At 63.0% G+C, this 12,453-nt stretch carries 9 protein-coding genes and 1 pseudogene; 3 read left to right on the forward strand and 7 right to left on the reverse strand.

Annotation, left to right across the window (positions count from 1 at the left end):
* Positions 1–161: 161 nt before the first annotated feature.
* The 3 genes from ACUSIJ_RS08965 to ACUSIJ_RS08975 all read right to left on the reverse strand — a co-directional run bounded on the left by ACUSIJ_RS08965 (position 162) and on the right by ACUSIJ_RS08975 (position 3,099).
* The gene (locus ACUSIJ_RS08965) at positions 162–356 is read right to left on the reverse strand and encodes a hypothetical protein (protein WP_449308043.1); all 195 of its coding nucleotides are present in this window, start codon (positions 354–356) and stop codon (positions 162–164) included.
* Between the two features lie 182 nt (positions 357–538).
* The gene (locus ACUSIJ_RS08970; RefSeq protein WP_449308044.1) at positions 539–1,597 is read right to left on the reverse strand and encodes an amidohydrolase family protein; all 1,059 of its coding nucleotides are present in this window, start codon (positions 1,595–1,597) and stop codon (positions 539–541) included.
* 440 nt (positions 1,598–2,037) lie between these two features.
* Positions 2,038–3,099, reverse strand: coding sequence for a Bug family tripartite tricarboxylate transporter substrate binding protein (locus tag ACUSIJ_RS08975; protein ID WP_449308045.1), 1,062 nt, complete (start codon positions 3,097–3,099; stop codon positions 2,038–2,040).
* Positions 3,100–3,263: 164 nt separating this feature from the next.
* Between ACUSIJ_RS08975 and ACUSIJ_RS08980 the strand changes: the two are divergent.
* Positions 3,264–3,362 (forward strand): annotated as a pseudogene (locus ACUSIJ_RS08980) (IS481 family transposase); the annotation flags it as partial.
* Here ACUSIJ_RS08980 and ACUSIJ_RS08985 read toward each other — a convergent pair.
* Positions 3,355–5,223 (reverse strand): FAD-dependent oxidoreductase, encoded by a 1,869-nt coding sequence (locus ACUSIJ_RS08985; protein WP_449308046.1) that lies wholly within the window; start codon positions 5,221–5,223, stop codon positions 3,355–3,357. The pseudogene ACUSIJ_RS08980 and the gene ACUSIJ_RS08985 overlap by 8 nt on opposite strands.
* 68 nt (positions 5,224–5,291) lie before the next feature.
* Between ACUSIJ_RS08985 and ACUSIJ_RS08990 the strand changes: the two genes are divergently transcribed.
* Positions 5,292–5,777, forward strand: a complete 486-nt coding sequence (locus ACUSIJ_RS08990) for an ATP-binding cassette domain-containing protein (protein ID WP_449308047.1) — start codon at positions 5,292–5,294, stop codon at positions 5,775–5,777.
* On the opposite strand, the gene ACUSIJ_RS08995 is transcribed toward ACUSIJ_RS08990, so the two are convergent.
* The 3 genes from ACUSIJ_RS08995 to ACUSIJ_RS09005 all read right to left on the reverse strand — a co-directional run bounded on the left by ACUSIJ_RS08995 (position 5,740) and on the right by ACUSIJ_RS09005 (position 9,425).
* Positions 5,740–6,426, reverse strand: coding sequence for a GntR family transcriptional regulator (locus ACUSIJ_RS08995; protein ID WP_449308048.1), 687 nt, complete (start codon positions 6,424–6,426; stop codon positions 5,740–5,742). The genes ACUSIJ_RS08990 and ACUSIJ_RS08995 overlap by 38 nt on opposite strands.
* A gap of 85 nt (positions 6,427–6,511) precedes the next feature.
* Positions 6,512–7,711: a pyridoxal-phosphate-dependent aminotransferase family protein gene (locus ACUSIJ_RS09000; protein WP_449308049.1), complete on the reverse strand. Its 1,200-nt coding sequence runs from the start codon at positions 7,709–7,711 to the stop codon at positions 6,512–6,514.
* A 277-nt stretch (positions 7,712–7,988) separates the two neighbouring features.
* Positions 7,989–9,425, reverse strand: coding sequence for an NAD-dependent succinate-semialdehyde dehydrogenase (locus ACUSIJ_RS09005; RefSeq protein ID WP_449308050.1), 1,437 nt, complete (start codon positions 9,423–9,425; stop codon positions 7,989–7,991).
* Positions 9,426–9,857: 432 nt separating this feature from the next.
* On the opposite strand from ACUSIJ_RS09005, the gene ACUSIJ_RS09010 reads away from it, so the two are divergent.
* Positions 9,858–12,401: a CoA transferase gene (locus tag ACUSIJ_RS09010; RefSeq protein ID WP_449308051.1), complete on the forward strand. Its 2,544-nt coding sequence runs from the start codon at positions 9,858–9,860 to the stop codon at positions 12,399–12,401.
* Positions 12,402–12,453: the final 52 nt, after the last annotated feature.

The following is a 12,453-nucleotide window of genomic DNA, read 5'->3' on the forward strand; positions in this document are numbered from 1 at the left end:
CGGACGCTTCCGGAAACGTGATGATTTGATGGTGCGCAGGGCGGATTGCAGCGTATCCCGGTCCCGCTCGGGATATTGGTGCCGTGGCTTTTTGCTTCTTTCGCGCTTCCGGCCCCTTTCGTCGCGCTGCGGGGGGCTACGATCGAGCCAACACCATCGCTTCATGCTGTATGCCGTGTTGGCGAAGGTAATGACGGCTTTGGCTTTGGTACAATGCCGATGATGTTGATGAACCGGCCCATGCGATCCTTCTGCTCGGCAAAAAAATGCTCGACGCGGGCGCGGACTTTCGATTTCTTGCCGTTGGCGCGACGCACTGCGTCTGGCATCGGCCGGTCTGCGGCTTCTGCGGCCATTGCTCCGATCAGGTCGCGGGTGCTCGTTGCTTCAAGAGTCTACAGCAGCGTCACCGCCTCGCGCACCTGCCCGTCATCCAATACGGCCGGGGATGCGGGTGATACTTGCGGTTATTCCACTTTCCGTGGTGGTTTCCTTGTCTGACCACCAGAATCGCCAGCCACAGCGCGGAAAGTGTGTCTCAGGCGGGCTGGTCCAACCGATAAACTTTCGAGGCCGTGCCACTGAAGAGCGCTTGCTTCTCGTCGCCCGAACAGCCAGCGGCAATCCGCTTGAAAGCGTTCCATAGCACCGGATAGGTGCAGGTTTGTTTGTCGACGGGGAAGTTGCTCTCGAACATGCATCGCTCCGCGCCGAAAAGCTCCACCGCAGTCTCGACGAAGGGCCTCCACGCCGCTGCCAACGTCTCCGAATCAGGCGGTGCGGCGTGGGTGTTGAAGCCGAAGCCGCAATTTGGCATCCCAAGTCCGCCAAGTTTCACGTAAACATTTGGGCAACCGGCGAGATCGGTCATGGCGACCTTCCAACGGGCGAATGTTTCGTTGCGCTGCAGGGCGAACGGGCCGACACCCAAGACACCCCCCAGGTGATTCAGCACGATCACCGCTTCGGGCACCGCCCGCGCCATCTCCGTGACCTCCGCTATCTGCGGATGGAACTGCCAGGAATCGTAGACGAGCCCGGCTGCGGCCAAGCAACTGAGGCCGATCAGGAAATCCGGATCCTGCATCATCCCCTTCGATGACCGCATCTTGCCGTACGCGCCAATCGACGGTTCGTATTCGCATCGGTTGCGCACCCCGCGGAACCGCCCGCCTCCCGCTCTGACATGCGCCTCAAGCACGGGTACCACCGCGTTCCCACGCCTCAGATCGGCATAGCCGACGATGCCGTCGTTCACTCGCGTCGGACCATAACCGCCGCTCGCGCTCTGCGCCGCGAGACCGTTCGCAAATTCGGTCTCGCCAACCGGCTTCATCGCCTCGGGTCCCGATGCGCGCCACATTGCCCTGCACTCGACAAACACCGTCGCCACGATCCGATGTCCGGTCTCGAAATCGTCCCGAAACGCCTCCAGCAGGTAGCGTTGCGGCGGCCGATCCCATAGATGGTGGTGGCAATCCACGATCTCGATCTCTGGCTCGAGGATCTCCTCCGGCGCCTGTTCGGCATAGCGCTCAGTCAATTCGGCCAACGTGCGTCGCACATCCCAGTCGTGTTTGGTTTCCGACTTGTTCATGATATTCTCTTCATAAAGTCGTCGGGGGATGGGCCCCGGAGCAGTGCCTTCTGGTGACCTGTTCGTGTCCACCCCAAGGATGCAATGCCATTTTTCGTTGGGTGTTCCGGCCTCGCTCTCCGGAGGACCGCCTCAAGCACCATCACCATCGGTCCGAAAGCGGATGGAACTACGCTTGACGCTGCAGGAAAGCCCCTGAGCCCCTACCGCAGAGACGTATCCGGCGTTGGCGTCGACGGGAAGCGGCTATGACAGATGGTTCGGGGCTGTCGGAATACCTCTGCTTGATATTCTCCCGCTTGATATTCTCCGCTGCCGGTCGCGTTCACTATCTTGCTGTCCAGCGTTCCCCCACATCACGACAAGGGGACCGCAGGGTCAAGGCCGACATTGTCGGGCCTTCCCCCGTTTTTCTCACGAAACTTGATCGCACCTTGTCACTACTCACCGATCTCCAACGCACCCGCGTCGATCAGCTCGCGTGTGTCTCGGACTTCGGCTTCGATCATGGCGGCGAAGTCCTCCGGCGTGCCGCTCGTGACTACGACAAAGCCCTGGGCCTCGATATTCGCCTGAACCGCAGGATCGAGCAGGGTCTTGCGCACTTCGGCATTGATCTTCTCGACCAACTCCGGCGGCATGCCTTTCGGAGCGAAAATACCGTACCAGTTGGTCTTGTAGATGCCTTGATAATCGCTTTCGTCCGAAGATGGAACGTCGGGCAAAGTCGGGTTGCGCTCCGGCGCCATTGCCGCGATGAACTTCAGCTTACCCGCGTCGATACCCGGCAGGTAGCCGGAGCTATTACCCAATCCGACATCGACGGCGCCACTCATGAGATCGGCCAATTGATCGGCCACGCCATTGTAGGGCACGAAGTTGAACTGGACGCCTGCCTTGAACTGAATCGCGGCATTGAGGTAGTGAGCGTTGCTTCCTACCCCACCGCCAGCCACGCGCACTTCTCCCGGATGCGCCTTGGCATAGTCGATGAACTCCTGAAACGTATTGAACGGAGCTGCGGCGTTCGCGACCAATACATTCGATCCGTACGCGGTTTCGAGAATTGGCAGCAGGTCCTCCTGCGGCTTGTATGGCGTGCTCGCCGCGAAGTTCGCCGCGACGATCGGCGGGCCTGAGGTGAACAGCAGGCTGTAGCCATCCGGGGCCGAATTCCGTGCCACTACGGCGGTGCCGACTATGCCCGCCGCCCCGGGGCGGAAGTCAAGCGGGAAAGCTTCACCAAGCCTGCGGGCCAAGGGTTCGAAGATGACACGCGCCAGCGCATCCGAGCCGCCTCCGGAGGCCCAAGGGACGATCACCTCGACAGGACGTGTCGGCCACTCGTCCTGTGCGATCGCCGGTGTTGCCAAGACTATTGCCGGCAGACCCACCACAGCAATAACGGCCGCTAGTGCCCTGAAACTTCTCAATTGCTCCCCCCTTGTAACAGCCCCGGATATTGATGCCCGAAGTCGATTGAATTCATAACTCAGTTTCATTTTAGGGTCAACAAGGCTGCGACAAGCAGGCAGCCGGTGATTTCCTCGCACGATAACTAATTCAAAATTCTCATTTTTTGTCTGTCTCTAGTCAGAGATTTTGGGATAACCGGCGCGATGATCTAACGGAGGCTCTGGCGCATCAGGGTTGCCGGTTTAGGTGGCTTCCCAACCTCAGTCGCAGCGTGTTGCACCGCTGCCTGCAGCGCCACGGCATATCGCGCCGGTCTCCGTTTGCGGGCTGCCTGCCGAAGCCTATACGGACTCCTTCCAAGGATGCAGCGCCGCCGCGGCCCGGCCGGCTGCCCGACCGAATGTGATGCATTCGGCCAGATTGCCCCCGCCCTGGTAGACGAACTGGAAGGCCGAGGCAATTTCTCCAGCGGCGTACAGCCTGGCGATCGGCCTGTCCTGCCAGTCGAGCACGCGCCGCTTGCCGTCAGCCCGCAGGCCGCCCTTGGTGTTCGGTCCGCCCGGATAGAGCGGGATTGCATAGAACGGGGGCGTGGCGACCGGGCCCAGCGTGTCGGGGTCGCGGTTGAAGTCCGGGTCGTGCCCGCTCATGCAATGGTCATTGTAGGTCTCGACCGTCTGCTTCAGGGTCTTGCTGTCCATGAGACCTTTGTTGTCGGGGTGTTCGTTAATCTTGCGCGCCAGTTCCTCCAGCGTCTCGCCTTTCAGCACCCAGCCCTTCTCTATCGCTTCCAGATTGTCGTCGCCCCAGGTAACGCCCGCATAAGCGGCCGCGGCAAGGCGCACGACCGGACCTTTGCAACGAAGCTCTTCGTCGAATACCATCCAAGACGGTATCCGGGGATAGAGCAGCGATATCGTGTCGAACGGCAGCACCTCCTTATAGAAGATGTACCGGCTCGGGTCCTTGGTGATCCGCCGCTCGGAGGCGAAGCGCCGGCCGTAGTTGTCGACGACGATCTCGTTGGGCTTGCCGACGGCCGAGGTGTTGAGACCGATCTTCAGCCCGTGCCGGCGTTCCGGTATGGCGCAGATGATGCGGCCTGCCACTTTCCCGGCCTTGGCGATGCCCGCACCGACCTTGAGCGCCATTTCGATTCCGTCGCCGGTGTTCTCGGTCGAGCCGTAGAAGGCCCAGCCCTCACCGCCCGGCCCTTCGAGGAAGGCCTTGCGCATGCGCTTGTTGTATTCGTACCCGCCGCAAGTGAGAATGACGGCGCGTCGGGCTACGTAAGTCGTCTCTCCGCTGTCGCCCGAAGCGCGCACCCCGGTCACTGCGCCGTCCTCGTCGACGATCAGCGACTGCGCCCGGGTGGCGAAATCGACCCGGATGTCGCGCGATGCGATCCCCGTCCGCAAACAGGTGTAGAAGGCCTCGCCGGCTTCTTTTTCGTCCTTCTGGGCGTCCCTGGTGTTGCGGATACGGGACGCTTCGTCACTGCGCCCGGTATAGGTGCTTCTGACCACGGCGTAACCCGCGTCGCGCGCGCCCGGAAAGTCGGGAAAGGCGGCGTTGCTGAGCTTGAAGGTCTTGAAGTCCGGATCGAGGCTGCGCATGAAGTCCTCATTCTCCGGTGAGAGGTTGGCCCAGACCTCGGCAAGCTCGTCAGAAAATTCCGGCTGCTCACCTTCGAGGCTCTGCGCAAGGTTCTCGCCGCTGAACATCGCCTTCACGTATTCCTTCAAGGCTTGAGGATCCCCCGACGGGTCGGGGCTGTGGAAACCTCCGCCGCTTATGCGCGTGTTGGGATAGTGATGCTCCTTGGGCTGCTTTTCGACGACGATGACCTCGGCCCCCGCATCGTGGGCGGCAATGGCCGCGCATGCGCCCGCTCCACCAAGCCCGACGATCACTACATCCGCCTCGTATTCCTGCTCTCGCATCTGTTCACCTTCCTCCAATCGTTGCACCGCACCGCTGCCGCCGGAGCGGCGACGGAGCCGCGGAACCGACTGACGCGCGACCGTCCGGTAGTCCAGAACCCGACAGGCTGACCAAGCCGCGGCCGGAACCCAAATGAATAGGCATCTGTAGCCTACCTTCAACGATGATTGAATTCTTAATTCAATTATACCGCCGGTCAATCGGCTTTTTCGCTTCGGCTTCAGCGATCGGCTCAAGGAATATCCGCACCATCTCTTCGGCGGCATGCGCCAGCGCGTGATGATGCTATCCTTTGGCCTGTAACCCCAAGGTGCCCATCGCCGGTGAGCAGACCATGGCGCTGACCGCGCAGACCATGCCGCTTCTACGGGTCGAAAACCTGCAGAAGCATTACCAGCTTGAGGCCGGGTTGTCGGGCGATGAGAGCGTGAGCGCGCGCGCCGTTGACAGCATCTCCTTCGATCTGCAGCGGGGAAAGACGCTGGGCTTGGTGGGCGAATCCGGTTGCGGCAAGACCACGGCCGGCAAGACCACGGCCGGCAAGACAATCCTGAGGCTGATCGAGCCGACCCGGCCCAGGACGGTGCCGAGCCCGGCCAAGCCGTGGCCGGGTTGCCGCCTCCATACGTGCTGCCCCGCCGCTTTCGCGCGCTGCCGGACGGAGGATCCGGTGCTGCTGCCGATGGCGGGCGGACGATCTCCACGATTCATGAGAAAGGGGGCGCATCCCTGCCGTCCGCGCGCCGATGCAAGGCCCTGCAAAGCCTGCATCGGTGCAAAGGCTACTTGGCCGCCTCGGTTTCCTGCTGGAGCTGCTTGAGCGATTCGTGCACCATCCCCGCCTTGTGGCGCAGGTGCAACTTGAGGATCGCGCCGAGGCGGACCGGATCACGGTCCCGCAGCGCCTGCATCATCTGCTCATGATCCGCGACGGCCTCCCGCCAGCGTTCCGGCGACTTCTGCGCGACAAAGCGCACAGAATGGATGCGCACCATCATTGTCTGATAGAGCTGCGTCAGCGCGCTGTTGTCTGCGATTTCGAACAGGGATTCGTGGATCTGGCGGTTGAGGCGCAGGTAAGGCACCGCCTCGCCCTTCTCGTAGTGACCGACCATCGCCTGATGCAGGGATTCCATGCGCGCGATGTCCTTGTTGGTCGCACGCTCGCAGGCGAGCTCCCCTGCGAGCGCTTCCAGCGCACCCATGATGGGGAACAGCTCGTCGATCTCGGCAGGGGTGATCTTGGCGACCGTCGCGCCGCGGTTGGGTGACAGGACGAGAAGGCCTTCCGCCGCCAGCACCTTCAGCGCCTCGCGCAGCGGGGTGCGGGAGACGCCGAAGCGCAGGCAGAGCATCTGTTCCGACAGCTTGTCTCCAGGCTTCAGTTCGCCGCGGACCATCATGTCCCGCAACTGCACTGCAAGCTCGCCGTGAAGGCTCCGCCGCTGTATGATGTCAGTTTGCGACATTCCCATCGAGTACGCTTGATGTAACGGTCATTGATCTGATTCTTTCCATCTTGGGTTTCGACGAGTTCGACTGACCCAATTCATCTTAAAGATCGACATTTTCGATAGCACGGTCCTCCAGATAGTCAATCGCAGTTTGAACGCCGCCCCGGTGGTGCGGCACGCCGCTGGCCCTCAATCCCATCTCCACCCCGGCCAGCGCGCCTATAATGGTCAGGTCGTTGGTGTCGCCGAGATGACCAATACGGAAGACCCGTCCCGCCAACCTGCTCAGCCCGCTGCCGAGGGAGATGTTGAAATGGCCGAGCGCCTTGGCGCGGAACTTGTCCGCGTCGTGACCTTCAGGCATCAGGACCGTCGTCACTGATGAAGAATAGCAGTGCGGATCGCGGCAGAATACCTCCAGCCCCCACGCCTGCACCGCGCGGCGCGTGGCCTCGGCGTGGCGGTCGTGTCGCGCGAAGACGTTTTCCAGTCCCTCCTCGTGCAGCATGTCGATCGCTTCCGCGAGCGCATAGAGCAGATTGGTTCCCGGCGTGTAGGGGAAGAAGCCCGTCGCATTGGCCGCAAGCATCTCGTTCCACGACCAGTAGAGCTTCGGCATGGTGGATTTCTCCGCCGTCGCGAGGGCTTTGCCCGAGACCGCCGTGAAGGACAGGCCGGGTGGCAGCATCAGCCCCTTCTGCGACCCACCGACGGTGACGTCGACGCCCCATTCTTCGTGCCGATAGTCGATCGAGGCCAGCGAGGAGATGGTATCGACCAGCAGGAGGGCGGGATGGCCGGCAGCGTCGATCGCCCGACGCACGGCTTGGATGTCGGATGTGCAGCCGGTGGAGGTTTCGTTGTGGACGATGCATACCGCCTTGATCTCGTGCTGCCGATCCTCGCTCAGGCGTGCCTCGATCGCGGAGGCATCCGCGCCCACCCGCCAGTCAGAGGGAATGAAGTCGGGCTTGAGCCCCAGCCTGGTCGCCATGTTTTTCCACAGCGTGGCGAAATGCCCGCTCTCGAACATCAGCACCCGGTCCCCCGGAGACAGCACATTGACCAGCGCGGCTTCCCACGCCCCGGTGCCGGACGCCGGATAGATGACGACCGGCCCGCTGGTTTTCAAGATCGTTTTCATACCTTCGAGCACGCGCAGCCCGAGTTTCTGGAACTCGGCGCTACGATGGTCGATCGTCGGCATGTCCATCGCCCGCAGAACCCTGTCGGGCACGGGGGTGGGTCCGGGGATCTGCAGAAAATGCCGGCCAGCGATCCGTACTCTGTTGCTGGTCATCCAATCTTCCTTTCTTTCGCGAGTCCGCATCCGCTTCGGTTCCGCTCTGGACGCCGGACCGCGAACGAGCCGACTGAATTGAATAATGAATGCGATCTTATGTCAAATCCGCCGCAGTGATCCTGCAAGCTCAAGCTTCGCCCCTCTGCGGGGCGGCGTTGTTTCCCGGCGCACTGCAGCACTTTCCGCCGGGGGTCCGGAGCCCGGTCAGCTGGTTGCTCGCTTCTGTCCCGCAGGCGGGTTCAGGTGCGCCGGACGTGCTGGCCATAGCGACGGGTCATACGGTTCCATCGGTGAGATGGGACACGCTCTTGGGCACGGTGTAGTATTGCAGCCCCTCGGTGCCGCCTTCGCGGCCGTAGCCGCTGTCCTTCACGCCGCCGAACGGCGTCTCTGGAGTCGACGCGGTCAGATGGTTGATCGAAAGCGTACCGACCTCGAGCTCGTCGGCCAGCCGGCCGGCGTTGTGGGCGGACCTGGTGAAGGCGTAGCCGGAGAGGCCGAACGGCAGGGAGTTGGCCTTGTGGATGGCCTCGTCGAGGCTGCCCACCTTCGAGACGAGGGCGATCGGACCGAAAGGTTCCTCGGACATGGCGCGCGCGTTGTCGGGAACGTCGGCGATGACGGTCAGCGGATAGAAGTAGCCGCGATTGGCGATGCGGCTGCCGCCTGCGACGACCTTCGCGCCTTTCGCCGTGGCGTCCTCCACGAACATCTCCATTGCCGCGATTCGGCGCTCGTTGGTCAGCGGACCCATCTGGCTCTCCGGATCGAGACCGTCACCGACCCGAACCTGCTTCGCCTTGTCGGCGAAAGCCTCGGTAAAGCGGTCATAGATGGCGTCGGCCACGAAGAAGCGGGTCGGCGCATTACAGACCTGGCCGGAGTTGCGGATCTTGCCGGTGACCGAGATCGCCGCAGCAGCCACCGGATCGACATCGTCGCACACGATTACCGGGGCGTGCCCGCCAAGCTCCATAATTGCCGGCTTCATGTGCTGCGCGGCCATCGAGGCGAGATGCTTGCCGACCGGCACCGACCCGGTGAAAGTGACCAGGCGGACCGTCGGACTGGGGATGAGATGATCCGAAATATCCGACGGTTTGCCGAAGACGAGGTTGAGAACGCCCGCGGGCAGGCCGGCTTCGGCGAAGGCCTCGACGAGCTGGACGGCGCCAGCAGGAGTTTCCTCGGAGGCCTTCAGGATGATCGAGCAGCCCGCCGCCAGCGCGCCGCCGACCTTTCTGGCCGGCGCGCTCACAGGGAAGTTCCAGGGCGAGAACCCCGCCACCACGCCGATCGGCTGGCGCAGAACCGAATAGCGCATGCCGGGTTCGCCCATCACGATGCGCCCGTAGACCCGCCGTCCTTCCTGCGCGTCCCAGTCGATCAGGTCGCAAGCGCGCAGGATCTCGGAGCGAGACTGGGCGAGCGTCTTACCCTGCTCCAGCGTCATCGCCACCGCCATCTCCTCGACGCGGGCGCGCACGATCTGCGTGGCCTTTAGGATGATCTCGGCGCGCCGCGCAGGCGAGGTACGGGACCAGATCTTGAAGCCGGCAGCTGCCGCCGTCAGCGCGTCGTCCAGATCTGCCTTGTCGGCATGCGGCACGATGCCGATGACGTTCTCGTCCGCCGGGTTGATCACCGGCTGGCCGTCTCTGGCCCTCCACTCTCCGCCGATGAAGAGCTTCAGGTCGGGATAATTTCTCATCGTCTACTTCCTGTGGGCGCCGGGAAGGGCGGTGGCTTCTCAGATAGGGCTGGGTTTCCGGCAGCCGCATGCCGTCGTGTTCGCGCACGCGGTAGCCTGCGTTTCTCCAGCGTCTCCTTCTTCGCGAATAATCTCTTGCATTCTTAATTCAGATTCTGATAGTTGGTCAATAGGCAATAACTGCTCTCGCAGCCGCCTTGCCCATATCTGAAAGTGGGGAGCCTGCAATATGTAATCAGCAGGAGAATATCCCATATATATCAGCATAGGCGCGTAATCGCAGGATATGCGTTGAAGTACAGATAAAACATAGAATATAAAAACGCCATTTAGACTTGAAATAAACCTTGTAAATTGGGAGGAAATGCATTGCGGTCTGAGTGTGAACGAGATTCTGGACTTGGTCGCATGAAGGGGTTGGATGGACCCGGTATGCTTGCCGGAATCCGCGTCATCGAATTCGCCGACGAACTTGCCGAATATACGGGACTGCTCCTGGGTGGCCTCGGGGCCGAGGTGATCAAGGTCGAGCCGCCGCAGGGAAGCCCGACGCGGGCGTTCGGCCCGTTCTTCGGCGACGAGCCCGATCCCGAACGCTCGCTCTTCTTCTGGAACTACAACCGCGGCAAGCGTTCGGTGGTTCTCGATCTGGACGAGCAGAAGGGCCGTACGCACATGCTGCGCCTGCTGGAAGGCGCCGACGTGCTGATCGATTCGAGCAACGGCCGGCTGGGTCAGGCGCTGGGGCTCGACCCGGCCGCTCTCGGCGCCCGCTTTCCCGCCCTCGTGGTCGCCCGCATGACGCCGTTCGGGGATGTCGGCCCCTGGAAGGATTTCAAGGGCAGCGACCTGGTCCATCTCGCACTCGGCGGCGAGATGATGGTGTGTGGCTACGATCCGGACCTGAACTTCAAGTACGACCTGCCCCCGATTGCACCGCAGGCGTGGCACTCCTACCAGATCGCCGGCGAGCAACTCGCTATCGGCATCGCTGCGGCGCTCGCCTATCGCCAGAGCTCCGGGGAAGGTCAGGAAGTGTCCTGCGCCGTGCACGACGCGGTGGCCAAGAACACTGAGCTCGACGTCATGTACTGGGTCATGCGCCGCGCGCCGCTATGGCGCTTGACCTGCCGGCACGCGATAGAGAAGCCCAACCATCTGCCGACCATCGTCCACACCAAGGACGGACGCTGGCAGATCGCCCATTCGATGGGCACGGCGGATTTCGTCAACCTCACCAGGCTCCTTGACAAGTACGGGATGGAGGGCGAGTTCGAGGCGCCGCCGCCGGAGGCCAAGATCAGCGGGCGCAACGTGCCCGGCACGGTCGCGGAAGGGCGCTCGAAATACCTTTCGGCGGTGCAGCGCTTCATCGGCACCTTCACCTACGAGAACCTGCCTTGGAAGCAGGCGCAGGAAGAGGGGCTTCTGTGGGCGCCGCTGCGCAAGCCGCACGAGAATGCGGTCGATCCGCACTGGCTGAAGCGCAATACGTATGCCGACGTGCACCATCCGGAGCATGGCCGCAGCTTCCGCTACCCGGTCAGTAAATGGCTGTCGGACGAGACGGCTTGGCAGGTCGGCCGCCGCGCGCCGCTTCTGGGCGAGGATACAGAGGCGGTGCTGGCCGCGCCGCCGCGCCGGCCGAGCGTGCCGGCCGAGCCAAAGCCTGGGGCGACCCCCCTCCTGTCGGCTGCCCACGGCAAGCCGTTCCCGTTGCAGGGAGTCCGCATCCTCGACTTCTCCTGGTTCCTGGCATCGGCAGGTGGCACACGGTTCCTGGCCGCGCTGGGCGCGGAGTGCCTTAAGGTGGAATGGAAGGACAACCCCGATACGCGGTTGGCAGCGATGGCGCCGGTTGGTGGCCGTGAGGCCCGTGAGAAGGCCACCTCAGTGCTTGAGGGCATCACCGATATCAATATGGGCGGCCAGTTCAACAACAAGAACCCCGGCAAGCGCGGCATCTCCCTCAATCTGCGCGATCCGAGGGGGCTACAGATCGCCAAGGACCTGCTGCAGGTCTGCGACGTGGTGGCGGAGGGCTTCTCGCCCGGCGTCCTCGACCGTCTCGGCTTCGGCTACGATGTGATGAAGAAGATCCGCCCGGACGTGATCTACATCCAGCAATCGGGCATGGGCGCCCACGGCCTTTACGGCCGCATGCGCACGGTGGGGCCGGTGGCGGCCGCCTTTACCGGCCTGTCGGAGATGTCCGGCCTGCCCGAACCCGCCCTGCCGGCCGGCTGGGGCTATTCCTACCTGGATTGGGTCGGCGCCTACAGCTTTGCGCTCGCTCTGCTCGGCGCGATCTACTACCGCAACCGCACCGGCAAGGGACAGTGGATCGACGCGTCGCAGTGCGAGTCGGGTCTATTCCTGCATGGCTCGACGGTTCTCGACTGGTCCGCCAACGGCAATGTCTGGCGGCGCGTCGGCAACCGCTCGCCCTACAGGAAGGCGGCTCCGCATGGTGCCTACCGCTGCGCGGGTGACGACCGCTGGATTGCGATCGCCTGCTTCACTGACGAGGAATGGAGGGCCCTCGCCGACGTCGCGGGGCATCGGGAATGGCTCGACGATCCGCGCTTCGCCCATCTTTCGGCGCGCGTGCGCAATCATGACGCGCTCGACGCGGCCCTCCAGTCGTGGACCGTGACGCAGGAGCGCTACGAGCTGATGTCCAAGCTCCAGAAGGCGGGGGTGGCGGCGGGCGTCTGCCAGACGGCAGAGGACCGCTGCGACAACGACCCTCAGCTCGCCGCGCTGGAATGGCTGACGGAGGTCACCGGCTCCAAGATCGGACGTTGGCCCGTCTACGGCCTGCCTTTCCAGATGAGCGAAACGCCGCCCTATGTCGGCGGGCCGATCGACCGCGGCGCGCCCTGCTATGGCGAGGACAATATGTGGGTGCTGACCGAACTGCTCGGCATGACCCCGTCCCAGGTCGAGGCGCTGGCGGAGGAAGGCGTAATCTAGAGCCTTCGATGAAAGGACCGAGGGCCGTCTGTCGCCCTCAGCGAGGCGATCC

The sequence above is a fragment of the Pseudochelatococcus sp. B33 genome (assembly GCF_053570585.1).

What these genes read in the sequence shown, in the direction of transcription:
- ACUSIJ_RS08975 (WP_449308045.1), bottom strand. Translation starts at nt 3,099, where the DNA reads ATGAAACTGAGTTATGAATTCAATCGACTTCGGGCATCAATATCCGGG.
- ACUSIJ_RS09010 (WP_449308051.1), top strand. Translation starts at nt 9,858, where the DNA reads ATGCTTGCCGGAATCCGCGTCATCGAATTCGCCGACGAACTTGCCGAA.
- ACUSIJ_RS09000 (WP_449308049.1), bottom strand. Translation starts at nt 7,711, where the DNA reads ATGACCAGCAACAGAGTACGGATCGCTGGCCGGCATTTTCTGCAGATC.
- ACUSIJ_RS08995 (WP_449308048.1), bottom strand. Translation starts at nt 6,426, where the DNA reads ATGTCGCAAACTGACATCATACAGCGGCGGAGCCTTCACGGCGAGCTT.
- ACUSIJ_RS08990 (WP_449308047.1), top strand. Translation starts at nt 5,292, where the DNA reads ATGGCGCTGACCGCGCAGACCATGCCGCTTCTACGGGTCGAAAACCTG.
- ACUSIJ_RS08985 (WP_449308046.1), bottom strand. Translation starts at nt 5,223, where the DNA reads ATGCCGCCGAAGAGATGGTGCGGATATTCCTTGAGCCGATCGCTGAAG.
- ACUSIJ_RS08970 (WP_449308044.1), bottom strand. Translation starts at nt 1,597, where the DNA reads ATGAACAAGTCGGAAACCAAACACGACTGGGATGTGCGACGCACGTTG.
- ACUSIJ_RS09005 (WP_449308050.1), bottom strand. Translation starts at nt 9,425, where the DNA reads ATGAGAAATTATCCCGACCTGAAGCTCTTCATCGGCGGAGAGTGGAGG.
- ACUSIJ_RS08965 (WP_449308043.1), bottom strand. Translation starts at nt 356, where the DNA reads ATGGCCGCAGAAGCCGCAGACCGGCCGATGCCAGACGCAGTGCGTCGC.